The following is a 21,058-nucleotide window of genomic DNA, read 5'->3' as shown; positions in this document are numbered from 1 at the left end:
AGCGCGCAGCGCGAAGATCCGGGACCGACGCCTGAGCGCATGCGCTTGTGGCGGTCCCGGGTCTGCGCTTCGCTTCGCCCGGGATGACAAGGTTTTTGTGCGGGAGCCAATGCAGATAGCCCACGCCTCATGATCGAGGGCCGTCAATTCAATCGTCACACTAGACCGGCTGGGTCATCTCCGGTTTGACCGGCGCGCCGGCGGGGCGGGGGGCGGACGTCTCGACGGAATCATCGAGGCCCGCCCGGGCGCGCTTCTTCAGGAACAGGCCGACCAGCACCTCGCCGTTCTCGCAGCGCGCGAAGACGCTGCCGCAATGCATCGAGGCCACGGCCTTGACGACCGCCAGGCCCAGGCCGTGGCTGTCGCCGCTGTTCTCCCGCGCCGGATCCAGGCGGTAGAACCGGTCGAACAGCCTGGCCAGGTGCGCCTCGTGGATGGGCGTTCCGTGGTTGCGCACGCCGATGCAGACCTGGTCGCCATGGTCCTCGATGGTCACGGTCACCAGGCCAGGCCCAGCCCCATGGCGGATGGCGTTGTCGAGCAGGTTGGTCATCGCGCGGCCCAGCAGCGACTCCTCCACGGCGATGGTCGCGTCGCCTTCCACCCGCAAGGTGACGCCGGCCTCCTCCAACAGCACGTCGAGGAAGTCGGCCGTCTTGCGGACCAGGGCGGCCAGCGAGGTCGGCGCGAGGTTGGCCGCCATCGCCCCCTGGTCGGCCCTGGCCAGGAACAGCATGTCGTTGATGATGGTCCTGAGCCGTTCCAGCTCTTCCAGGTTGGAGTGCAGCACCTCTTCCAGCTCGTCGGTCCGCCGGGTGCGCGACAGGGCCACCTGGGTCTGGCCGATCAGGTTGCTGAGCGGGGTGCGCAGCTCGTGGGCCACGTCGGCGTTGAACGAGGACAGCCGGACATAGGCGTTCTGCAGACGGTCGAGGGCGCCGTTGAAGGCGGCCATCAGCCCCTTCAGTTCCGCCGGCAGCCGCTGGGTCGGCATTCTCAGGCTGAGGTCGTCGGGGTTCAGCGCCGCGGCGTGCCGCGACAGCCGGTCGACCGGCGCCAGCCCGCCCTTGGCGATGCGGCGCCCCAGCAGGCTCACCGCCGCCACCGTCAGCAGCGAGGCGGTCAGCACCCCGACGCCCAGGACCAGTCCCGAGGCGTCGAAAGGCGCGGTGTCAGCGGCGATGGTCAGGCGCACGGCCGGACGCTCGCGGTAGGGGGGCACCACCTGGGACAGGGTCATGAAGCGCCGCTGGTCGAACCGGACGTAGCCGACGCCTTCGCGTGGCCCCTGGGCCTGGGCCCCGGCCGGCCAGGGCGCGCCGTAGGCGAAGCGGGGGTCGGGGCTCTCGACCCGATAGCGGATGCTGTCGTTGGCCGGGGTGAAGGACGTCAGCTTGTCGGCCAGCATCGGCCATCGATCCGCTCCGCCCAGGTGCCGGACCATGGTCTCGACGATCTCGAAGCGGGCCCGCAGTTCCTCGGCCTGGTGCCGCTTCAGCTCCAGGGTCTGGAACATGAAGATGGCCGTGCCGGCCAGGGCGGAGACCAGCCCCGTGGCCACGGCGAACATCAGGGTCAGGCGTCCGGCGATGGAGGTCGGCATCACGGGGTCTCCTCCGGCCGGTGCTCGAGCACGTAACCCATGCCACGGATGGTGTGCAGCAGCTTGCTTTCGAACGCGCCGTCGATCTTGGCGCGCAGGCGCTTGATCGCCACCTCGACGACATTGGTGTTGGTGTCGAAATTGATGTCCCAGACCAGCTCGGTGATCGCGGTCTTCGAGACGATCTGCGACTGGCGCCGGCCCAGCACGGCCAGCAGGGCGAACTCCTTGGCTGTCAGGTTCAGGCGCTTGCCGGCCCGGGTGGCGCGGCGTGACAGCAGGTCCAGGTGCAGGTCACCGACGGTGATCGAGGTCGACTCGTTGCGGCCGCGCCGGGTGATCGCCTGCAGCCGGGCCAGCAATTCCAGGAACGAGAACGGCTTGACCAGATAGTCGTCCGCGCCGGCCCCCAGGCCCTGGAGGCGGGCGTCGACGCTGTCGCGGGCGGTGAGCATGATGACCGGGGTCTGGCGGCTTTGGCGCAGGCGCTCCAGCAGCGCGATCCCGTCGAGGCGCGGCAGCATGACGTCGAGGATCACCGCGTCATAGTCCAGGGTCTGGGCCAGGTGCAGGCCGCTTTCACCGTCGCTGGCGAAATCCACGGCGTAACCCTGCTCCGTCAGCCCCTTGCGCAGGTAGGCGACGGTCTTGGGTTCGTCCTCGACAATCAGGATCTTCATGGCGGCGATGCGCCCCTTATCAACGCGCGGCGGACATGACGGGATTCCGCGACAGGGCGTCAGCCTACAGCGTGGATCCCCGCGCCTGAAGGCCTGAGCGAGCCGCGACGGGGGGCGGAGCGGTCCGCGAGCCGACAGGGCGAGGAAACCGGACTATCGGCGACCGACCCAGTCTCCTCGCTGACGCGAAAATGACAAATCCGACCGGATCGGCCCGTGGCGCGATCCTGTCGCTGTCGAAGTAATGGTCTCCGAAGACCTGTCACGAAACCGCATTACGGCTCGGACGAACCTTCGGAGAGCGCCATGTTGAGTCTGTTGATCGCCCTGCTGGGCGCGGCCCCCCTCGCTCAGAATGGCGCGCGAGACGCCGCGCTGCGTCTCAACGACATCGCGGCCGTCGGCACGCACAACAGTTACAAATTGGCCGTTCCCGCCGACGAGATGGCGGCCATGGTCGCGGCGGGCGGCCAGCCGGCCCTGGGCCTGGACTATGGACATCGGCCCTTGGCCGAGCAGCTCGACCAGGGCGCGCGCCAACTGGAGCTGGACGTCGTCCGTGATCCCGACGGCGGCCGTTTCGCGACGCCGCGCACCGCGCTGGGCCAGGGCGCCGACCTGACGCCGGCCTTCAAGGCGGCGATGGCGCGTCCAGGCTTCAAGGTCATGCACATGCCCGACGTCGACTTCCGATCGTCGTGCCCGGCCTTCGTCCAGTGCCTGACCCTGGTGCGGGACTGGTCGCGCGCCCATCCCGACCACACGCCGATCCTGATCCTGATCAACGCCAAGGAGGGCCCGCCCAGCCTGCCCGGCGGCGTGGCCGCCCTGCCGTTCGACGCCCGGGCCTTCGACGCGCTGGACGCCGAGGTGCGCTCGGTCTTCGCCGACAGCCAGCTGATCACGCCCGACCATGTGCGCGGCAAGCGCGCCACCCTGCGCGAAGCCGTCCTGGCCGGCGGCTGGCCAACCCTGGCCCAGGCGCGCGGCAAAGTGTTCTTCGCGCTCGACGAAAGCCCGGAGAAGGTGGCGATGTACCGGGGGGCGCGGACGTCGCTGGAAGGCCGGGCGATGTTCGTCAACACCGACGAGCAGTCGCCGGCCGCCGCCTATCTGACCCTCAACGATCCCGTCGGCCAGCACGACCGCATCGCCGCCGCCGTGCGCGCCGGCTTCATCGTCCGCACCCGCGCCGACGCCGACACCTGGGCGGCGCGGCGCAACGACGTCACCCAGCGCAGCGCGGCCCTGTCCAGCGGCGCGCAGTACGTCTCGACCGACTACATGTGGGCCGACCCCCGCCTGGCCGGCGGCTATACGGTCCGATTGACGGGCGGCGCCGTCGCGGTCTGCAACCCGGTGCGGGCCGCCGAGCGCTGCGCGGGCCTGCCTCTGGAAACCCTGCCGGGCGCGCCCCCGCGCGGCTATCTGGCGCCCGACCAACGTCCCGACCAACGTCCCGACCTGACGACGATCCTGGCGCCGCCGCCGGCGGCCTCTACGCCTGGGGACGGGACTATGCCGAAAGCCGCTACATCTGCGGCTCGCACAGCGTCGGCGCCGCCGAGGCCGGGATACAGTCGGGCGCGGTGATCCACGGCGCCGAGCACGCCTCGCCGCTGTTTCGTCAGGACATGGACGCCGCCCGGGCCAAGGCCCCGAAATCACCCCAGCGGTTGGAGATCAGCCCGACCACGCGCGGCGTGACCCTGTCGTCGGTGTTGCTGTTCTGCGGGGCGTTGGCCGACAGCACGGCCTTGAAGCCCGGATAGTCGAACGGCTGGCCGGTTCGGTCATCGACCGAAAGCCGCCGACGGATGGGGAGCCGCGAGACGGTCGCGTCCGGCCGACGGCGAGTTTGACGGAACGCTCGCCATCGATGATGCATGCGGCGTCTATGCGACTTGACAGGCGTCGATATATTCAAATTGAAATCGTCGTACTTTACTGATTTTGCATACATGTATCCAGATGCGCGAATTTTTCGCTGCATAACAAGTACTTGCTACTCATAAGTGTCGATAATAGTCTTTTTGACTACCCAATTTTGGGTGCGATTTCGCGCCGAAAATATCATCCAATGATGAAAGGAGCTTTGCTCTGCTCGTTGAAGGTGCATCTATTCTTTACGGCAATGTGAATACCTGGCGCAACTCTGCGCTTCATATTCATTTGCCCGTCCGCGCAACCTCTCGACGACCAGACAGGCGAAGGCAGCGAGGGTACGCGAATGGGGCTGGCAAAGATGATCGAAGTCGTGGATTCGGCTGTCGAGCGAGGGGTCTTCGAGGCGCATATCGCCAACGCCGTTCTCAACCTGGTGAACTTCGGCGTCATCGTCGTCGACGGTCAAGGTTGCACCTATGCCGCCAACGATCTGGCCTGGGGCTACGTGGCCCGAGGAGACGGCCTGGCCGAGAGCGGCGGCCTGTTGGCGGCCGAAAGCGGGTCCGAGACAGAGGGCCTGCGGAGTCGCATCGCCGGGGCGGTTCACCAAGGGCGCTCGGGGGCGATGCAGATCCACCGTTCGCGCAGCGCCAAGCCTTTGGTGCTGCTGATCGAACCCTTGTCGGCCGGCGACGGCGCTTTCCGCTGCGCGCTGATCACCGTGCGCGAGGTCGGTCGCGCCTCGCCGCGCTTGGCCGAGCGGGCGCGGATGATGTTCAGCTTCTCCCCGGCTGAGGCCGAGATCGTTTCCAGGGTCGCCCAGGGGCGCGAACCGGCCGAGATCGCCGCCGAGCGCAACGTCAGCATCAACACCCTGCGGGTGCAGATGGCTTCGGCCATGATCAAGGTTGGCGTGCATCGCCAAGCTGAGCTGGTCTCGGTGATTTCGTCGGCCGACATACTAGAGTGATGGTTGATTCCGGCCTGTGGAATAAAATCTACACAATATAGTAAGGCGTTGTTATTGTTAAGTGTTCTTGATGTGGTAGTATTTGTGTGTCGCGGGACAAGGCCTCCCCCGTTTTGTCTTCTCCGCGACTGGGATCGGTTCGTCGATGTTGCTGCAAAGCCATCGGCGATCATCGACGGCGCCCCCGCCCGTCGAACGCCGGATCAGGGCATCAGCACCATGCCTTGATCCGGCGTCGGTCGATCAGCCCGCACCGATCGCGCTGATACCGGGATTTTATCTCGCCAGGGATCGAAAATATTCAAGACTACTGCCCGAATATCTCACTAGTAAATTCTTACTAGTGAGATATTGCTATGTGAAGTTGCGTATCAAATATTGCATAGCGGCGATACGTCATTATTGTTACATAATTTGTTTACCATATTTTGGGGCCGGTTGCTTAACCTCGACCCGCGATGATCATTCCATCATCCGCAAATGGGGTTTGCTATGCGTATCAAAATGCTCCTGGCTGCGGCCGCCTTCCTTGGCCTGGCCACCAGCGCCGTCGCCGCGCCGAATGACGCCGCGCCGAACAATTATGAACTGCGACTCGAAGGCCATGTGCCGGTGATCTGCCGCGTGGACCTGGAAAACAGCTCCGCCTCGGCCAGCCAGGCGACCGAGCTGGGTCGCATGACCGAGTTCTGCAACAGCGCCGCCGGCTACGAGGTCTGGCTGTCGCACGCCCAGGGCCTGCATGACGCGGCGATCTATGTCGACGGCCAGCGGATCGCCCTGTCGTCGACCGGCGTCACCCTGATCAGCCGGTCCGCGACGGCCGCCTCGCAGGCGCACATGGTGCGCTTGGATCCGGGCGCGGACGCCGGCCAGATCGGTGACCTTTCGCTGCGGATCGCCGCGCTCTGACGACGACGGAGCGCCGCCGTCGGAGCGCCTGTCGCCCTTACATGCAGGCGACGGGCGCGGACGCCGGCGGCACCGCCAGGGGCGTGATCGTCACGGTCAGGATGTCCTGGTAGTTGGTCGAGGGAACCTTGCCCGCGCCGCCCTCCAGCAGGGTCGGGGTCACGGCCAGGTACTGGCCGGTCAGTCCCGCCCGCTGGCAGGTCACCGTGGCGAAGGTGGGCGAGGCCGTGGTCTTGGACTGGCCCAGGAAATCCAGAACATAGGGGATCCGCTGGTTGGTCGTCGCCAGGGATCCGCCCGGATAGGTCATCCGGAACTGGTTCTGCGAGGTCAGGTCCACCGAATAGGGACCCGAACTGGCCACCCGCACATTGCCCGTCCGCTGCTTCACCGAATTGGGCGTCGACGGCAGGGCGGCGGTGGTCAGGGTTCCGATCTCGCCGAAGTCGAGGGCCGGGCCTACGAAGCTGGCCTGCAGGGCGCTGAGCACGTTGATCCGCACGATCAGCGAGTTGGGATCGATTCCCGAGTCGTGGGGCGCGTTGCCGGTGCGCTTGCAGAAGTATTTCAGGTCCAGATTGAGGTCGGTCGTCCCGGCCGGCAGGTCCGCGCCGCTGGGCACGGTCACCGTCACCACGAAGGTCTTAACGTCGGGCTGGCCGACGCCGCCGAAGTTCAGTTCGACCTCGTTGGGGTTGACGTTGTTGGGGTCGAGGACGTGTCCGGGCGGGTTCTCGAGGATCTGGCCGCCCGTCGCGGTCTGGACGATGGTCAGGCTGGCGGGCGTGTCGGGCCGGCGCAGATAGATGAAATCGACCTCCTGCGTCTTCATGCCGCCGACCGCCGGCGGGCGGTGAGCGGTGATCGTCAGGGTCTGCACCGTCGTGCCACTGGGATTGAACGGGTCGAAATTGCCCGACAGCACCACCGGGTCGAAGGTGACGCACTGGGCCATGGCCGACCCGCCGGCCAGCAGGCTGGCGCCGGCGGCGAGTCCGAGGAGCAGCCTGGGGCGGCGGGGGTTCATGGTTGGCCTCCGGAGGTGTTGGGCTTGAGGTCGCCGGTCTTGACGAAGCCTTCGGCGCTGGCGGGAACGTCGAGCCGGTAGACCGTGGGGGGCGTGGTCCCCATCTCGATCCGCCATTGGCCAGGCCGCAGGCCCGAGGCGCCGAAGCGTCCGTCGCGGTTGGTGAACAGGATGACCGGCGCCTGGTCGGGCTTGGCGACCTCGACCGCGCGGCCCGAGATCAGGACCAGCGGCGCGCCGTCGGCGTCGAGCAGGCGACCGATGGCGGTGATCGAGTAGTCCGAACCCACCACCAGCTTGTAGCCGCCGCGATAGGGCGGGAAGACCCGGAAGGAGCCCGTGCCCAGGTCGTATCCCGGCGGGGCGTTGGTCGCGTCCACCGTGATCGTCCGTTCGGCATAGGCGCTGAGATTGGTCTCGAGCGCCGTACCCAGCGCGCCGGTGTTGGAGGTGTAGCCGAACGGCGTCGGGTTCACCGTGATGTCGGCGCCCTTCAGGCTCTTGTGGCCCTGGACGATGGCGAAGCTGTCGTAGATCGGCCGGCCGATCGACACGGCGCCGTCGGCGAAGCCGATCGAGGTTCCGAGCCGCATGGAGGTGCGGCCGTTGTCGGGCCCGTCGAAGGCGGTGAAGTGCGAAAGGCCCAGCTCCGCCCGGTTGGCGATGTAGTTGAAGCTGCCGTTGAAGGCGGAGTCGTCGGGCGAGCGCGACACCTCGGCATAGGCGTTGTAGGAGCCCACGCCCTGGCCGTGCAGCACCTGGTAGGCCAGGCGGGCCCGATCCTCGCGGCCGTCATATTCGGCGCGCAGGCTGGAATTGTTCGAGAATTGCCAGCTGAGCGAGATGAAGGCCGAGGTTTCGCGCCGTCCCGGCACGTCGTCGTACATCAGGTTGGCGGTCAGGGCGAGGTTGGAGGCCAGGCGGTAGCCGACGCCCAGGCGGTAGCTGCTGGAGTCGGGATAGTTGTCGCGGCCGTTGGAATAGCGGCCGTCGAGGCTGGCATAGACCGCGTCGCTGAAGGCGTGCGAATAGCCGACCCCCAGCTCGTAGTTGTAGCGGTTGTCGGGGAAGAACGTCCCCACCGGCCCGAACTCGCGGCTGCGGGTCTCGAGCGACAGGTTCAGGGCGTCGGCCTGGCCGCCGGCGAACTGGAACAGCCGCTGGAAGGTGACGGTCGCCGCGTAGCCCGAGCCGAAGGTGTCGATGTGCGACAGGCCGAAATCGACGCCCAGGGTGCCGAAGGGGGTCCCGAACAGGCCCTCGGCCCCGGCCATCACGGTGCGCTCGTCGCCCTGGGCGTTGACGCCCAGGGTCACCCGGTTGGTGATCCCGCGACGGTAGAAGCCGCTGGCGGTGAAGTTGTCCTGATAGTCGGGGCCGTCGGCCAGCAACGGCGCCATGACGCCGGCGTAGAGACCGAATTCCGACAGGCCGGGATCCAGCTGGGCCCGGTCGAAGAAGACGTTGAAGCGCAGGGTCTCGCGACGCCCGGTGTCGTCCTCGATCACCAGGCGCACGTCGTTGGAGCCCTGGGCGAACGGGAAGTCGCGGACGTTGTAGCGGCCGGGGTCCAGGTGCAGGCGACGGGTTAGCTGGTTGTTGAGGATGACGCTGACGTCCGAGGACCGCGCCAGGGTGAAGCTTTCCTGGCCCCGAGGCCGCGCGATGGTCTGCGGCTGCAGCACACTGTAGGAGCGAAAGATCGAGATCCCGGCGATGTCGGGCGCCGACTGGAACCCGCGGCTGGTGGCCTGCAGGTCGCCGGCCGTCCAGCGCAGGGTGTTCTTGACGTCGTCGAACACGACGCGGGTGCCCAGGCGCTGGTAGTCGTTGGTCGCGCCCGGTTGCCACACCGCCTCGTTCTCCAGCACGAAGCCGTTCAGGCGGATGGCGCTGTCGAGCAGGAAGGTCGGGTCGCCGAAGCCGTCGCCCAGACCCTGTTCGACATAGTCGACCGAGCCGCGGACGTTGAGATAGCCGCTGAACCCCGCTGGCGGGACGTACGAGCCGATGTTCGCGCGGTCCATCGCCGAGATCTGCAGGCTGCGCACGGCCTTCAGCTCGGGCGGGATCTGCAGGCGCAGCTCCAGCGTGCGCGGGTCGTAGGTCATCTGGATCCGGGCGTGGGTCACCGCGTCCGGTCCCACCATCAGCCGGCCGTTGAAGGCCGACTTCAGGGCGACCATCGAGGGACCGTCGAGCACGCCGGACAGCAGGCCCAGCAGCCGGTCGGACGGCATCGACAGCTGTCCGTCGGCCGAGATCGTCAGCGGCATGTCGCCGAGGTAGAAGTCGCCGTCCTTCAGCGGAACCGTCAGGTTCACGTCGCGGCCGGTGGGGTTCAGCTGACGCTGGGCGTCGGCCGGGCTGACGGTGCGGGTCGGTTCCTGTGCGGCGGGCGGGCCGACGGCCGGGGTCGAGGCCGGGGCCGCCAGGGCGACGACCGGAGTCGCGCCCGCCAGGCAGCAGGCCAGGAGCCAGCGGCGGTAGGCCATGAGCCTAGCGCCCTTCGTCGGACGAGAATTGGGCTTCAAGGGAGCCTCCTGCTGCCGCAGTCAAGGGCAGTTCGATGGGAACGGCGATCCGGCGCGTCTGGCCGGGTGCGATCAGGCCGAAGCCGATCGTCTGCTGGATCTCGGGGCCGGGAAGGGTCCGTTGGAAGACGGCCTTGCCGGTCGCGTCCTTCTCGGTGATCCGCAGGCGTCCGCGCGACAGGTAGCCGTGCGTGTTGGAGGTGTTGGCCATGTAGACGACGGCGATCGGCTTGCCGGCGGCGTCGACGCCGATCTCGGCCTTCGACAGCGACAGATTGGGCTTGCCGCCCGTGGGACTGACGCTGGCCAGCACTTGGAAATTGTAGAGGATCTGGATGGCCGACTGGCCTTCCGGCAGCTTCACCGGCATCTGGGCGACGGTGACGTAGTAGTGCTTGCTCTGCGTCAGGGCCGGGTCGCCGACCCACTGGATGCGGAACGCCTGGGTCTCGCCGGGCTGGATCACCGCCTGGGGCGGGAAGATCAGCAGGTCGTTGGACGGGGTGTCGCCCGGATGGGCCCCCTTCTCGTCGAAGGTCAGCTCCTCGGCGCGCAGTTCGACGGGCAGCGGGTTGGCGAAGGTGTTCTGCACCGTGACGATCTGCGACATGCCGCGGCCGGTCGGCTTCAGGTCGATGACGACCGGTTGCACCGTCATCGCCACCGCGCGTCCGCCGGCCCCGGGCAGGCCCGCCCCAGGCAGGCTGGCCAGGACCAGGCTCGCGGCGGCGACGGCCCCCAGCCAGCGCTTGCGATTGTTCTTCGAACGCATCATGCCGGTTCCATTCCTAGGGTTCAGTTGGACGCTTCGAGTTCGACGACGAGCGTTCCGGAATAGTCGCCCGCCACCAGCGGCGCTCCGCCGCCGGGGACGTCGACAATGAGGTTCATCTGGCCCGCGGCGCCGTTGGCGGTGCGCAGGTCGATGGGGGTGAGCGCGGCGCTCGAGCCGACGGCGCGGGCTCCGGCCCAATCGGCCGAGAGCTCGAAGCCGAGGCGGTCGCGGAAGCCGGGGGCGGGCGCCGCTCCGGCCGCGCGGGTCAGGCCCGTCCCGTCGGTCCGCACGGTCAGCCGGTGGGCCGAGTTGCAGACCACGGGGAAGGCCAGGCTGATCGAGGCCGCGCGCGGCTGGGCCGTTTGCGGGTCGACGAACTGGGTGAAGCGGACCACGCCGGCCTGGCCGCCCTGGGCGGAGAAGCTGGCGTTGGACCCGGCGGCCGCGGCGGGCGGCGACAGCACGCAGGCGCTGGGGGCTCGGCCGAACAGGTCCAGCGAGCTGCTGGCGCGGTCGCCGGTCGAGGCCGTCTGAGCCCAGGTGGCGGCGGGGGCGCTGGTCGCGGCGAGGGCCGCGGCGATGAGGAGGAGGGCGGTTTTCATTGGGGTTCCACCGTCAGCCGCAGGGTGTCGCGATAGACGCCGGACACCAACGGAGCATTGGTCTGCAGGTTGGTCGCGCCCGGCTGGATATCGAGCCGCAGCACGATGGCGCCGGCCACGGGCCGATCGACGGCCTGGGTGCGGTCGCGGATCCGGCGGGCGCTGGCGTCGGCCTGGAGGCTGGTGTTGATCGGCCCCCAGACCAGGGTGGCGGTGTAGGGCACCGCGTCGCTGAAGCCGGTCGGGGCCGGGGTGAGGCCCAGCTCGGACCGCCACAGGCCGTTGTTGCGGCTTTCCAGCACGACCTGGTGGGCGAAGTTGCAGACCGCCGCGAAGCTGATCTCCGCCGAGGCGGCGCGCGTCGACAGGGTGACCGGGTCGGTCAGCTGGTCGACCTCGAGGCTGCTGCCGTTCAGCGTCCGGAAATTGTTCAGGGCGCCGCCGGCCAGGGTCGGCGTGGCCAGGGTGCAGACCTGGGGCACGCGTCCCCGCACCAGCATGTTGCGGGTGTTGTCGCCATCGGTCTGGGCCCGCGCCGCTTGTCCGGCCAGGAGAAGGGCCAGGGCCGAGGCGGTGGTCAGGGCGGTCGCCGCGAGGATGTTTGGGCTGTTCATGGCGCGTCTCCTTCAGCTGGCCGCGGCCAGGGTGACGACCACGGCGCCTTGGTAGGTGTCGTCGGCCACGGGGTGCAGGGCGTCGCCGCCCGTTGTCGCGAAGTTCGACAGGCTGATCGTGATGTCGGCCGCGCCGGGAGTTTCGCGGACCTGGGTGGCGGCGGCGTTGACGCTGGAACCGGTCGAGTAGCTGGCGCTGGTCGGCGTCCAGCCCGAGGCGGTGGCCGTATAGTCGACCGCGCGCGAGAAGCCGGCCGGCGGCGTGGCGGTGAAGGCCTGGGCCGTCATCGTGGTGGCGGCGATCGTCAACAGGCTGCGCGAGCTGCACTGCGTGCCGGTCAGCACCTTGGGCGGGGCCGACAGATCGGGTCGCAGCAGGCCGGTGGCCGTGTCGATCATCACGCCGACGTCGAACAGGTTGTCGCCGTCGCTGAGGTTGCCCAGCGTGCAGATGTTGTTGGGGACGAAGCCAGAGATCTGGATCGGGCCGACGGAGTCCGACGGGCCGGCGGTCTGGGCCGCCGCGGCGGTGGCCAGGACCAGGGCCAGGGGCGTCAGGGCGGCCAGGAGGGGGAAGGAGCGGCGCATGGTTCAGCTCCCCGATGCGGTCAGGCCCGCGTCGGGCCCGAGGGTGATGGTGACCAGGGCCAGGTAGGCGCCCGGTTGCAGCAGGTCGTCGGTGGCGGCGGCGAAGTCGGAGACCACCAGGACCAGGTCGGTTTCGCGCGGAGCGGCGTTGGTCGAGCTGACGCCGCTGCCGGACGAACTGGAGGCGCTGGTGCGGACCGTGGCCGCCGTCGCGCCCCAGGCGCTGATCGTGCAGGTGTAGTTGACCGAGCCGACGAAGCCGGTCTGGGTCGTGCCGCTGGTCAGGGCCAGGGGCGAGGCGGCGATGGCCAGGGCCGCGCCGGCGTAGTTGCAGAACGAGTCGGGCAGGGTGATGGCCTGGGAGGCGATCGTCGCCAGCCGGCCGACCCGGGTTCCCGAGCCTTCGGAAATCTGGCCGAGCGTCAGGCCCGCCGGGGTTGGGGCGCCCAGCGCGCAGAGCCGGCTGACCTGGGCGTCGAGGCCGACATTGCCCTGGACGGGCCCCTGGCCCTGGGCCAGGGCGCCGGTCGCCGCGGCCGAGGCCGCGAAGGCGAGGGCGGTCGCCGCGAGTCCGACGAAACGGGTTCGATGCTGGATCATGACGACCTCCTTCTCCTTGCGCTCAGGTGACCGGCGACAGGGTCACGACCACGGAGCCCGCATAGGATCCCGCGATCAGGCGTCCCCCGGTCGGCGTCGCCGGCGTGGCGAAGCTGACGGTGATGTCGCTGCTGAAGATGCCCGTGGTGCTGGCCGTGCCACCGCCACTGGCCAGGGTGCTGTCCGACGCCGAGACCGCGCCGCCGGTCGGCTGCGCCGTGGCCGTGGCGGTGTAGTCGATCCGCCGGTCGAAACCGGACGGGGCCGCGTCGGTGAAGCTGGTGTTGAGGATCGGCAGGGCCTCGACCGCCATGCTGGCCGAGACGCCGTTGCACCAGCCGTTGAGGGTGGCCGTGCGACTGGTCACCTTGCTGGCGTCCAGGCGGCCCAGGGCGGCGGTGTCACCGCTGAGCAGGGCCAGCTCGCCCAGGTCCAGGACGACGTCGCCGGTCACGAACAGGCAGCGGTTGGCCACCGTGCCGTTGACCAGCACCGTTCCCGTCTGGGACTGGGCCAGGGCCGGCCCGGCCCCGCAGACGAGCGCGAAGCTCGCCGCGGCGGCCGACAGGAGGATCTTGTGTCGCATGATCATTCTCCCGATCGCCGTGGTCAGACCGGCTCGATGGTGATGGAGATGACGCTCGCGTAGTTGCCGGCCATCAGCAGGTCGCCAGCGCCGGTGTTGAGGGCGTAGGCCTTGACCGTCAGGTTGTTGGGGCTGTTGGCCAGGCTGGCCGACAGCGACTGGACGGTGGGGGCGGGCAGGGCGGCGGCGGTCACGTAGGCCACCGTTTCGGTGCTGCCCGAGGACAGGGCGGCGTCGAGCGCGGCGGTATAGTCGATGACGCCGGTGTAGCCGGCGGGGGCCGCGACCGACGGCGTCAGGGACAGGCGGGTCGAGCTGATCGTCACCTTGGGCGCGGCGCTGTTGCAGTTGACCCGGAACTGGGTGGACCCGGCGGGGCTGGCGTTGGTCGAGCCCGAGAGCGTCGTGGCCAGTGTGCCGTCGGTTCCAGCCAGTTCGCCCAGCGGGATCGAGCCCGAGAAGCTGGAGCCGCTGCCGCCGGTGATGACCACGCATTTGGCCGCGACGCTGCCGGTGACGTTGACCGTGCCGGTCACCGTCTGGGCCATGACGGCCGGGGCGACGGCGAGACCCAGCAGGGCGGCGCCGATCAGGATCGTCTTGTTCATCTCATCCACTCCCAATATTGATCCGGTCTGGCCGGTCTCTTGGTTCCGTTTGCCGGGGCGGTGGCCCCATCCCCTGAAATGTCGACCGGAAACCGCCGGGGAAGCGGGGCCGGAAGGGGCGTCACGGCGAGACGCTGAGTGTCACCGTGAGCGAGTCCGCATAGGCGTTGGCGGCGGTCAGGATCTCGGGGGCGGCGTAGGCGCCGCGGTGGACCCGCAGAAACGAACCGGGGGTGTCGTAGGACGAGCCGTCCAGGCGCAGCCCCTGGCCGGCGGTGGCCGGTCCCTTGAAGACGCAGCCGGCGCCCGACGAGGTTTGCAGGTCGGCCGTGTCGCAGGTGCCGCTGACCGGCGTGACACCGACGTCGCCGACCAGGTTCAGGTCGACGAGGTAGGGCGCCAGGTTGGTGTAGCCGACGGCGGGCGTGACGCTGGGGGCCAGCAGGCCGCCATTCTGCGAGATCACGGCCGCGCGGAACGGCACGGTGCATTCGAGCGTGAACGGGAAGTCGGCGGAAAAGGCGTTGTTGACCTCGCCGACGTCCGTCGAGCCGCTGGGCGCCAGGCCCGGGGCGAAGCCGCATCGCCCGCCGACCGACGCCGTCACGGGGATGGACAGCACGATGTTCGAGGGCGATCCGCCAGCATAGGCGGTGACCTGCGCTTGGGCGTCGTCCAGACACATCAGAAAGACAGCCCCCGCTAGAAGACCGCCACCGACGATCCACTCCCAGCGGGCCGGCTTACGTTCTGAACGGACGGCGCGCGGAATTCTCGCGTACTTCCCTGCCATGGCCCCAGCCCTTGTTTGCTTAACAAGTTCTTAATGTCTGGATGACGATTGCAGAGAACTTAGCCGGTGAAATCCCCCAGCTTGGGTACACTTGATAGTTTCACCTGGTGCGGGAATTTACATTGCTTAACAAAATGTAGTTTGGGCTTAGTAATACAAACGACTATTTGTGCAACTTAGATGCGACTGACTTGCACCTAACTTGCGGCAAACTGCCGCTATGGTGTTCGTGTTAATTCTAGGTTGTAGAACATTAGCCCCTAATTGGTTTTAAATAGGGAAAGATTGGACCGAAAAAACCAGGTCCAGCTAGACGCCGGCGCCACGCCGGTCGCAGGGAGGCTCAACGATGGACGGGTCGTTTTCCACCGCGAGGATGGATGATGTCGGCGCCAGCCGTTTCTGTTTGGACGAAGACGTCGCCCGGATCGTGATCGATCCGCATGGGATGTTTCTCTGGCGCTCGCGCGCCGCCGCGACCTTGCTGGCCGACGGCGGCCCCCTGGTCGACCGGGGTGGCAGGATCGCCGGCGCCGATCGCCGCGCTCAACAGTTCCTGACCGAGCGCCTGGCCGAGACGCTCGCCGGCGAAGAGGTGTGCCAGTTCATCGACAGCGACCTGGACCGGCGCTTCCTGTTGCGCATGCGCGCCGTGAGCGAGGCCGGGACCCGGGTGGTGGTCATCACCTTCAAGGACTTCGACGTCCCCGCCCACCTGCCCAGGCTGGAGCGGCTGTTCGGCCTGAGCGCCATGGAGGCGCGAATCCTGCAGCACATCATCGAGGGCAACAGCGCCGAACGCATCGCTGACAGCAAGGGCGTCTCGATCCTGACGGTGCGCACCCACATCAAACATATTCACGGCAAGATGGGCGTGCGCTCGAAGGAAGAGATCCTGGCGATGATCGTCAAGATCTTCGCCTGACGTTCAGGCTCGCGCCGGATCCAGCAAAAAGACTAGAGCGCGGGGCCTGATGCAATCAGGTCGGGCGCTCTAATCCAGCTTCAGCGCTTTGGCGATCGCCGACCAGGGCACGAGCTTGAAGTTCTGGTTCTCCGGCGGCGAGACGTTGCGGCCGTCCTGTGCGACGAAGGCGCCGCCTTCCAGGCCCGCGCCCAGCGAGGCGCTGGTCACGTCGAGGCCGTCGGTTTCCGAGATCCCGTCGATGCCCGCCGCGCCGTCGGCGACCGCCGCGAAGCTGCCGACATAGGCGTGGTCGCCCTCGCGCCGGAACAGGGCGTAGCTGTTGTTGCCCTGGCTGGAGACCACCAGATAGCCCTTGCCGCCGGGCTGGGCGTAGAGGCCGACACCCTCCAGATCGGCCTTCAGGGCGGGATTGTCGGCGATGCGAACCACGGCGGTCTTGGCCTGGCCCGCCGTCGGCTCGGCGCCCAGCTTCCACAGGGCGACGTCCTCCTCGGCCACGTAGAGCGCCCCGGTCTCGTCGTCGGCGACGCAGCCCTCGGTCTGGGTATCGAACTTCAGGTCGCGGACCTTCTCGGCGCGGACCCTGCCGGCCGGCGTGGCGACCAGCCTCCACTGGCGCACGCCGCCGTCTGGATCGCTGATGAACACATAGGTCGGGCCCTTGCGGCTCTTGTACAGGCACAGGCCATAGGGGTCGGACAGGTCGGTGGCCTGCACCCCGTCGGCGACGCTGGTCAGCATCCGGGTTTCGGGATCGATCGTGTAAAGGGCGATCGACTTGTGGGTGCGGTCGCTGGCGACGACCAGGGTCGCGGTCTTGCCGCCCAGCTTGAAGCCGCCGCGCAGGTCGACATTGTTCATCTTGCCGTCGGACAGGAACTGCAGCGGCTTGCCGGCCAGGTCGTAGACATAGAGTCCGGCCTTCTTGTCGGTGGCGACGATGACGCTGCGAGCCGGGTCGGTGGGGTGGACGAAGATCGCCGGGTCGTCGGCCGCGTCGCCACCGTGCTCCACCGGCCGGGTTTCCAGGGTCGGCTTGACCAGGGCCAGCCGGCTCGGCGCGGTCGGCGGCGCGATCTGGCCGGGCGAGACCTTCAGCGCCGCCGCCACATCCTGCCAGGACAGCAGCTTGGTGTTGGCCCCGACCTTGCGGTCGTCGGTGACCAGCAGCGCGCCGGCCGGCAGGCCCGCCCCGACCGGCGCGCGGACGCCGAACAGGCCCGAGGGACCTTCGATGGCGTCGACGCCATCGGCCTGGATGCGGAAGCGGCCCAGGAACCGGTCGTCGGCGTTGCGGTCATAGACGTTGTAGTCGCCGGCGTCGGCGTTGACGGCGACCAGGTAGTCGCCCTGCGCGCCGCCGTTCAGGATGGCCAGGCCGCCGACCTCGCCGGCGATATGGCCCAGGCGGTTGATGTCGACGACGGTCGCGACCGCTTCGGCTTCCGGATCGGCGTCGTAGCGCCAGACGCCGACCGCCTGTTGGGCGACATAGAGCACGCCGCTGGCGTCGTCGGTGACGCAGTACTTGGCCTCGGACGACAGGTGCAGGCGGCGCACGATGCGGCCGTCCAGCTTGCCGTCGGCGGTGGGGAACAGCAGCCACTGGTCGAGCTGGCCGTCGCCGCCGAGGGCGAAGGCGTACAGCGAACCGTCGCGGGCGCTCCTGTGCAGGCACAGGCCTTCGCCGGCATAGCCCAGCATCAGCGGCCGGGCGTCGATGGCGCTGACCTGGCCCGTGGCGAAGTCGTAGCGCGACAGGCGGATGCGGCCATCCTTGCGGTCCAGCACGGCCAGGACATCGTCGCGCACGTCGACGCCATAGATCTCGCCGCCGGGCAGGGCGCTCTTGCGCGCGCCGTCCAGGCCGTGGAACTCCAGGCCCCCCAGTTCGCCGGTCGTGGCGATGACGCTCTTGCCCGGGTCGGCGCGGTTGTAGAGCAGGGCGGCGGCGTTGGCGCCACCTTCGGCGGTCGGGACGGTGGCGCCGACCGGCGCGACGGCTTGGGCGGAGGCCTGTCCGGCGACGGCGCCGAGCATCAGGGCCAGGGCGCTGGCGGCGGCGAGGCGTTGGCGGCGATGGATCATGGCGTGTGCCCCTGTTGTCACGTCTTGTGTCGTGCGATTCGGCGACGCTTCGTTGCGCGCAGCCGTTTCCCGCGGATCACCGAGCCCCGAAGCGCGCTTCGTGCCCGCGGCGCGGCATCGCCACTTGACGGGAGGGTTCATCGCGATAGAGGCAGGTCTTGGCTTCGCCGGAGCAGTGGCGCGATGATCAACTTCCCCGACGACATCTTCAGCGAGCCCGAGGACGTGGACCCGGAGACCCTGGCCAATCTGGGGCCGCTCCGACCGCTGGCCGGTGTGTGGGAAGGGCGCAAAGGGGTCGACGTGAACCCGAAGGCCGAGGGCCCTGAACGGCGCGACTATCTCGAGCGCATCGAGATGCAGCCTATCGACCCCCAGGCGAACGGGCCCCAGCTGTTCTACGGGCTGCGCTACCACGTCCATATCGTCGCGTCGGACGAGGACACCACCTTCCACGACCAGACCGGCTACTGGCTCTGGGAGCCGGCCACCGGGCTGATCATGCAGACCCTGGCCATTCCACGCGGCCAGGTGGCGCTGGCGAGCGGTCGCGCCGCGCCGGACGGTTCCAGCCTCGTCGTCAGGGCCGAGCGAGGCGGCCCCGGGTACGGCATCTGTTCGACGGATTTCCTGGAATGGGCGTTCCGGACGGATTCCTACCAGCTCGATGTGAGCTTCAACGCCGACGGCGGCTGGAGCTACGTGTCGACGACCATGCTTCAGGTCCGCGGCCGATCCGAACCCTTCCGGCACGTTGACCGCAACGCGCTCACCAAGGTCGCCGAGCCGCGACCCAATCCCCTGGCGCGGATCCGGGCGGGCAAGGCCACCCTGGCCGAGGCGCACGGCTTCAGCCTGGTCGGCGACCTGGCCATTAGCCGTTAGCGGTGGAGGCTCCGGTCCGAACGCATCGACGCCAAGGCGTGCGCGCTTGTGTTCGGTGAGTGGTCGTAGAGTGGCGAAAAACGTCGTAGAGACGCGGGCGAAGGGTGAACCTGAACACGTCTCGGCGTGCTGAAACTAGTCGAAATGCAGACATATCAACCACATAGACTATCTGTCGCGCCGATGATGGACTGGAGCGACCGGCATTGCCGGTCGTTGCACCGGGTGCTGTCGCGCAAGGCGCTGCTGTATTCGGAGATGGTGACCAGCGGGGCGGTGCTGAACGGCGATCGCGAGAAGTTGCTGGGCTTCGACGCCGGCCAGCATCCAGTGGCGCTGCAACTGGGCGGCTCGGAGCCGGCCGATCTGGCCGCCGCGGCGCGGATCGGCGAGGACTTCGGCTATGACGAGATCAACCTGAACGTCGGCTGCCCGTCCGACCGCGTGCAGAGCGGACGGTTCGGGGCCTGCCTGATGCGCGAGCCGGCCCTGGTGGCCGACTGCATGGCGGCCATGGCGGCGGCGGTGTCCGTGCCGGTGACGGTCAAGTGCCGGATCGGCGTCGACGACCAGGATCCGGAGCAGAGCCTGTTCGAGCTGGTCGACCTGTCGGCCAAGGCGGGCGTCACCAGCTTCGTGGTCCATGCCCGCAAGGCCTGGTTGAAGGGCCTGTCGCCCAAGGAGAACCGCGACGTGCCGCCGCTGGATTATCCGCTGGTCCATCGCCTGAAGGCCGAGCGTCCGGACCTGACCATCGTCATCAACGGCGGTATCCCCGACCTGGACGCCTCGCTGGACCAGTTGGAGCACGTCGACGGCGTCATGCTGGGCCGGGCGGCCTATCACGAGCCGGGCTTGCTGGGGCAGGTCGACCGCCGGGTGTTCGGGGAGGGGCGCGACGTCGACGCCTTCGAGGCGGTCGAACTCTACAAGCCCTACATGGCCGGTCAGCTGGCGGCGGGGGTGCATCTGGCCGCCATGGGCCGCCACATGCTGGGCCTGTTCCACGGCATGCCGGGCGCGCGCGCCTGGCGACGCATCCTCACCGTCGAGGGCGTCGCCGCCGGAGCGGGGCTGGAGGTGGTCGATCGCGCCCTGGCCGCCGTCCGCCAGGCGGTGGACGCGCGCGAGGCCCGGACGCTGGAAGCGGCCGCGAGCTGAGCATTTTCGAGCGAAGTGGATTCCGGTTCGCGCGAAGAAAATGCGCTAAACAAATATCGTAGGCCTCTACGACCGAAGGATCAGCGCGCGCGGCGTAGCCTGGAAGCTGGACAGCCGGCCCAGATAGCTCATGCCCAGCAGCGAGGTCTCCAGGCCCTTTTCGATGACCATGGCGTCGACGTCGCGCACCTGGGCGCCGGCCACGGCCACGCTGGCCAGTTTCACCGAGGCGGCGCGGGTCTGGCCGGAGGCGGTGATCACCTTGTACTTGTAGTCCAGGCCGCGCACGTCGATGCCCAGGCGCTGGGCGTCGGTCTGGCTGAGGGCGACGGTGGTGGCGCCGGTGTCGATCAGGAAGCGCACGGCGCGGCCGTCGACCTTGGCCTCGGCCCAGAAGTGACCGTCCGGACCCTTGACGATCTGGGCGGCGCCGTCGTCCGCGACGGCGGCGGCCGGCGCGGGGCCGCGCAGGTCCGGTTGGCGCAGATCGTCCAGCGACACGACGGCTTTCGCCGCCCCGACCGCCGAGAGCGCGCCTACGATCGCGATGGTCGCGAACTTGAGCATCGAAGTCACCCCGCCTTGCAGGCTGCTGGCCGTTTCTACGACCGTTGCCTGGAGAATAGAGGCAAAGGGGTTCTCAACCCGTGAATCAACGGGTCGGCAAAAATTTACAGTTAATGAAGCGGTAACTCAGCGGCAAATTAAAAAAGTGTAATACTTGCCACTACTCAGATTACACCCATGTAATGTGCAAGATAACTTCGATGTAACTTAATATCCGCGCGGTTTTGCGGCACGTTGCCGGTCAGCAAGTAAGTGCCTATCGAGGGAACACCGCCATGAACAAGATCATTGTCGCGACCGTCGTCGCCGTTTCGGCTCTGGCGGGCGCGGCCCAAGCCGCGACCCCCATCAGCAATTTCGATTTCCTGCAGGCCGCCCGCTGCCGCGGTCTGGCCGCTTCCGAAGGCCTGGGCAAGCTCGACACCGCCGGCATCGACGCGTTCCTGACGCAGGAAACCGGCAACCGCGAACTGCCGATCCGCGCCTCGGCCAAGAACAAGATCGCCGGCGCCCAGAAGGAAGGCGACAAGGCCGACAGCGCCAAGAAGGAAAAGCTGCTGGCCGAACGCTCGGGCGTCTGCTCGGCCTGGCTCAGCGGCGCGACGACCGGCGCGGCCGTCAACACCTCCAACTAGGCTTTCGGGCAA

At 68.2% G+C, this 21,058-nt stretch carries 22 protein-coding genes; 8 read left to right on the top strand and 14 right to left on the bottom strand.

What is annotated here, in order from left to right; all coding sequences use genetic code 11:
* Positions 1 to 160: 160 nt before the first annotated feature.
* Positions 161 to 1,606 carry a heavy metal sensor histidine kinase gene (locus tag ASD79_RS18180; RefSeq protein WP_235524515.1) on the bottom strand — a complete coding sequence of 482 codons (1,446 nt, stop codon included), beginning with the start codon at positions 1,604 to 1,606 and terminating at the stop codon, positions 161 to 163.
* Positions 1,606 to 2,286, bottom strand: a complete 681-nt coding sequence (locus ASD79_RS18175) for a heavy metal response regulator transcription factor (RefSeq protein WP_056724236.1) — start codon at positions 2,284 to 2,286, stop codon at positions 1,606 to 1,608. Before ASD79_RS18175 ends, ASD79_RS18180 begins: the two co-directional genes overlap by 1 nt.
* A 306-nt stretch (positions 2,287 to 2,592) precedes the next feature.
* On the opposite strand from ASD79_RS18175, the gene ASD79_RS18170 reads away from it, so the two are divergent.
* From ASD79_RS18170 to ASD79_RS18155, 4 genes are all read left to right on the top strand, one after another.
* The gene (locus ASD79_RS18170) at positions 2,593 to 3,879 is read left to right on the top strand and encodes a phosphatidylinositol-specific phospholipase C1-like protein (protein WP_082585011.1); all 1,287 of its coding nucleotides are present in this window, start codon (positions 2,593 to 2,595) and stop codon (positions 3,877 to 3,879) included.
* Positions 3,876 to 4,058, top strand: a complete 183-nt coding sequence (locus tag ASD79_RS25200; protein WP_156400573.1) for a hypothetical protein — start codon at positions 3,876 to 3,878, stop codon at positions 4,056 to 4,058. Before ASD79_RS18170 ends, ASD79_RS25200 begins: the two co-directional genes overlap by 4 nt.
* 473 nt (positions 4,059 to 4,531) lie before the next feature.
* Positions 4,532 to 5,143, top strand: a complete 612-nt coding sequence (locus ASD79_RS18160) for a LuxR C-terminal-related transcriptional regulator (RefSeq protein ID WP_235524514.1) — start codon at positions 4,532 to 4,534, stop codon at positions 5,141 to 5,143.
* 492 nt (positions 5,144 to 5,635) lie between these two features.
* Positions 5,636 to 6,055, top strand: coding sequence for a hypothetical protein (locus ASD79_RS18155; RefSeq protein ID WP_156400572.1), 420 nt, complete (start codon positions 5,636 to 5,638; stop codon positions 6,053 to 6,055).
* Between the two features lie 37 nt (positions 6,056 to 6,092).
* Here the strand turns inward: ASD79_RS18155 and ASD79_RS18150 are convergent, their stop codons facing one another.
* The 10 genes from ASD79_RS18150 to ASD79_RS18105 all read right to left on the bottom strand — a co-directional run bounded on the left by ASD79_RS18150 (position 6,093) and on the right by ASD79_RS18105 (position 14,674).
* The gene (locus ASD79_RS18150; RefSeq protein WP_056724229.1) at positions 6,093 to 7,082 is read right to left on the bottom strand and encodes a hypothetical protein; all 990 of its coding nucleotides are present in this window, start codon (positions 7,080 to 7,082) and stop codon (positions 6,093 to 6,095) included.
* Entirely contained in the window at positions 7,079 to 9,577 is a 2,499-nt protein-coding gene (locus ASD79_RS18145) for a fimbrial biogenesis outer membrane usher protein (protein WP_235524513.1), read from the bottom strand. Before ASD79_RS18145 ends, ASD79_RS18150 begins: the two co-directional genes overlap by 4 nt.
* 4 nt (positions 9,578 to 9,581) lie before the next feature.
* Positions 9,582 to 10,391, bottom strand: a complete 810-nt coding sequence (locus ASD79_RS18140) for a molecular chaperone (protein ID WP_056724226.1) — start codon at positions 10,389 to 10,391, stop codon at positions 9,582 to 9,584.
* Between the two features lie 20 nt (positions 10,392 to 10,411).
* Entirely contained in the window at positions 10,412 to 10,993 is a 582-nt protein-coding gene (locus ASD79_RS18135) for a hypothetical protein (RefSeq protein WP_056724224.1), read from the bottom strand.
* Complete coding sequence (locus ASD79_RS18130; protein ID WP_056724222.1) at positions 10,990 to 11,607, bottom strand: hypothetical protein; 618 nt, start codon at positions 11,605 to 11,607, stop codon at positions 10,990 to 10,992. The genes ASD79_RS18135 and ASD79_RS18130 overlap by 4 nt, the downstream gene beginning before the upstream one ends.
* Positions 11,608 to 11,619: 12 nt before the next feature.
* Positions 11,620 to 12,195 carry a hypothetical protein gene (locus ASD79_RS18125; RefSeq protein ID WP_056724219.1) on the bottom strand — a complete coding sequence of 192 codons (576 nt, stop codon included), beginning with the start codon at positions 12,193 to 12,195 and terminating at the stop codon, positions 11,620 to 11,622.
* 3 nt (positions 12,196 to 12,198) lie between these two features.
* Entirely contained in the window at positions 12,199 to 12,795 is a 597-nt protein-coding gene (locus tag ASD79_RS18120; protein WP_056724217.1) for a hypothetical protein, read from the bottom strand.
* Between the two features lie 22 nt (positions 12,796 to 12,817).
* Positions 12,818 to 13,381: a hypothetical protein gene (locus tag ASD79_RS18115; protein WP_156400571.1), complete on the bottom strand. Its 564-nt coding sequence runs from the start codon at positions 13,379 to 13,381 to the stop codon at positions 12,818 to 12,820.
* A 23-nt stretch (positions 13,382 to 13,404) separates the two neighbouring features.
* Positions 13,405 to 13,989 carry a hypothetical protein gene (locus tag ASD79_RS18110; protein WP_056724214.1) on the bottom strand — a complete coding sequence of 195 codons (585 nt, stop codon included), beginning with the start codon at positions 13,987 to 13,989 and terminating at the stop codon, positions 13,405 to 13,407.
* Positions 13,990 to 14,110: 121 nt separating this feature from the next.
* A complete protein-coding gene (locus tag ASD79_RS18105) occupies positions 14,111 to 14,674 on the bottom strand; it encodes a hypothetical protein (RefSeq protein ID WP_056724212.1) in 564 nt (187 codons plus the stop codon).
* Between the two features lie 556 nt (positions 14,675 to 15,230).
* On the opposite strand from ASD79_RS18105, the gene ASD79_RS18100 reads away from it, so the two are divergent.
* Positions 15,231 to 15,707, top strand: coding sequence for a helix-turn-helix transcriptional regulator (locus ASD79_RS18100; protein ID WP_162252382.1), 477 nt, complete (start codon positions 15,231 to 15,233; stop codon positions 15,705 to 15,707).
* Positions 15,708 to 15,776: 69 nt separating this feature from the next.
* Here the strand turns inward: ASD79_RS18100 and ASD79_RS18095 are convergent, their stop codons facing one another.
* Positions 15,777 to 17,798 carry a phytase gene (locus ASD79_RS18095; RefSeq protein WP_056724209.1) on the bottom strand — a complete coding sequence of 674 codons (2,022 nt, stop codon included), beginning with the start codon at positions 17,796 to 17,798 and terminating at the stop codon, positions 15,777 to 15,779.
* A gap of 183 nt (positions 17,799 to 17,981) precedes the next feature.
* Here ASD79_RS18095 and ASD79_RS18090 point away from each other — a divergent pair, with 183 nt between their 5' ends.
* Together ASD79_RS18090 and dusA are read left to right on the top strand one after the other, a co-directional pair.
* Complete coding sequence (locus tag ASD79_RS18090) at positions 17,982 to 18,683, top strand: FABP family protein (protein WP_056724207.1); 702 nt, start codon at positions 17,982 to 17,984, stop codon at positions 18,681 to 18,683.
* A gap of 144 nt (positions 18,684 to 18,827) precedes the next feature.
* A complete protein-coding gene (dusA, locus tag ASD79_RS18085; protein WP_082585009.1) occupies positions 18,828 to 19,844 on the top strand; it encodes a tRNA dihydrouridine(20/20a) synthase DusA in 1,017 nt (338 codons plus the stop codon).
* 66 nt (positions 19,845 to 19,910) lie between these two features.
* On the opposite strand, the gene ASD79_RS18080 is transcribed toward dusA, so the two are convergent.
* Entirely contained in the window at positions 19,911 to 20,411 is a 501-nt protein-coding gene (locus ASD79_RS18080) for a TIGR02281 family clan AA aspartic protease (RefSeq protein WP_056724203.1), read from the bottom strand.
* Positions 20,412 to 20,686: 275 nt separating this feature from the next.
* Between ASD79_RS18080 and ASD79_RS18075 the strand changes: the two genes are divergently transcribed.
* The gene (locus ASD79_RS18075) at positions 20,687 to 21,046 is read left to right on the top strand and encodes a hypothetical protein (RefSeq protein WP_056724201.1); all 360 of its coding nucleotides are present in this window, start codon (positions 20,687 to 20,689) and stop codon (positions 21,044 to 21,046) included.
* Positions 21,047 to 21,058 lie beyond the last annotated feature (12 nt).

The organism is Caulobacter sp. Root655, assembly GCF_001427665.1.
Taxonomy (GTDB): domain Bacteria; phylum Pseudomonadota; class Alphaproteobacteria; order Caulobacterales; family Caulobacteraceae; genus Caulobacter.
This window is presented reverse-complemented; position numbering and strand designations above follow the sequence as displayed.

Bases quoted from the DNA above. Each gene is read 5' to 3' on its own strand.
- ASD79_RS18180 (WP_235524515.1), bottom strand. From the start codon at position 1,606: ATGCCGACCTCCATCGCCGGACGCCTGACCCTGATGTTCGCCGTGGCC.
- ASD79_RS18175 (WP_056724236.1), bottom strand. From the start codon at position 2,286: ATGAAGATCCTGATTGTCGAGGACGAACCCAAGACCGTCGCCTACCTG.
- ASD79_RS18170 (WP_082585011.1), top strand. From the start codon at position 2,593: ATGTTGAGTCTGTTGATCGCCCTGCTGGGCGCGGCCCCCCTCGCTCAG.
- ASD79_RS18160 (WP_235524514.1), top strand. From the start codon at position 4,532: ATGATCGAAGTCGTGGATTCGGCTGTCGAGCGAGGGGTCTTCGAGGCG.
- ASD79_RS18155 (WP_156400572.1), top strand. From the start codon at position 5,636: ATGCGTATCAAAATGCTCCTGGCTGCGGCCGCCTTCCTTGGCCTGGCC.
- ASD79_RS18150 (WP_056724229.1), bottom strand. From the start codon at position 7,082: ATGAACCCCCGCCGCCCCAGGCTGCTCCTCGGACTCGCCGCCGGCGCC.
- ASD79_RS18145 (WP_235524513.1), bottom strand. From the start codon at position 9,577: ATGGCCTACCGCCGCTGGCTCCTGGCCTGCTGCCTGGCGGGCGCGACT.
- ASD79_RS18140 (WP_056724226.1), bottom strand. From the start codon at position 10,391: ATGATGCGTTCGAAGAACAATCGCAAGCGCTGGCTGGGGGCCGTCGCC.
- ASD79_RS18135 (WP_056724224.1), bottom strand. From the start codon at position 10,993: ATGAAAACCGCCCTCCTCCTCATCGCCGCGGCCCTCGCCGCGACCAGC.
- ASD79_RS18130 (WP_056724222.1), bottom strand. From the start codon at position 11,607: ATGAACAGCCCAAACATCCTCGCGGCGACCGCCCTGACCACCGCCTCG.
- ASD79_RS18125 (WP_056724219.1), bottom strand. From the start codon at position 12,195: ATGCGCCGCTCCTTCCCCCTCCTGGCCGCCCTGACGCCCCTGGCCCTG.
- ASD79_RS18120 (WP_056724217.1), bottom strand. From the start codon at position 12,795: ATGATCCAGCATCGAACCCGTTTCGTCGGACTCGCGGCGACCGCCCTC.
- ASD79_RS18115 (WP_156400571.1), bottom strand. From the start codon at position 13,381: ATGCGACACAAGATCCTCCTGTCGGCCGCCGCGGCGAGCTTCGCGCTC.
- ASD79_RS18110 (WP_056724214.1), bottom strand. From the start codon at position 13,989: ATGAACAAGACGATCCTGATCGGCGCCGCCCTGCTGGGTCTCGCCGTC.
- ASD79_RS18105 (WP_056724212.1), bottom strand. From the start codon at position 14,674: ATGTGTCTGGACGACGCCCAAGCGCAGGTCACCGCCTATGCTGGCGGA.
- ASD79_RS18100 (WP_162252382.1), top strand. From the start codon at position 15,231: ATGTTTCTCTGGCGCTCGCGCGCCGCCGCGACCTTGCTGGCCGACGGC.
- ASD79_RS18095 (WP_056724209.1), bottom strand. From the start codon at position 17,798: ATGATCCATCGCCGCCAACGCCTCGCCGCCGCCAGCGCCCTGGCCCTG.
- ASD79_RS18090 (WP_056724207.1), top strand. From the start codon at position 17,982: ATGATCAACTTCCCCGACGACATCTTCAGCGAGCCCGAGGACGTGGAC.
- dusA (WP_082585009.1), top strand. From the start codon at position 18,828: ATGCAGACATATCAACCACATAGACTATCTGTCGCGCCGATGATGGAC.
- ASD79_RS18080 (WP_056724203.1), bottom strand. From the start codon at position 20,411: ATGCTCAAGTTCGCGACCATCGCGATCGTAGGCGCGCTCTCGGCGGTC.
- ASD79_RS18075 (WP_056724201.1), top strand. From the start codon at position 20,687: ATGAACAAGATCATTGTCGCGACCGTCGTCGCCGTTTCGGCTCTGGCG.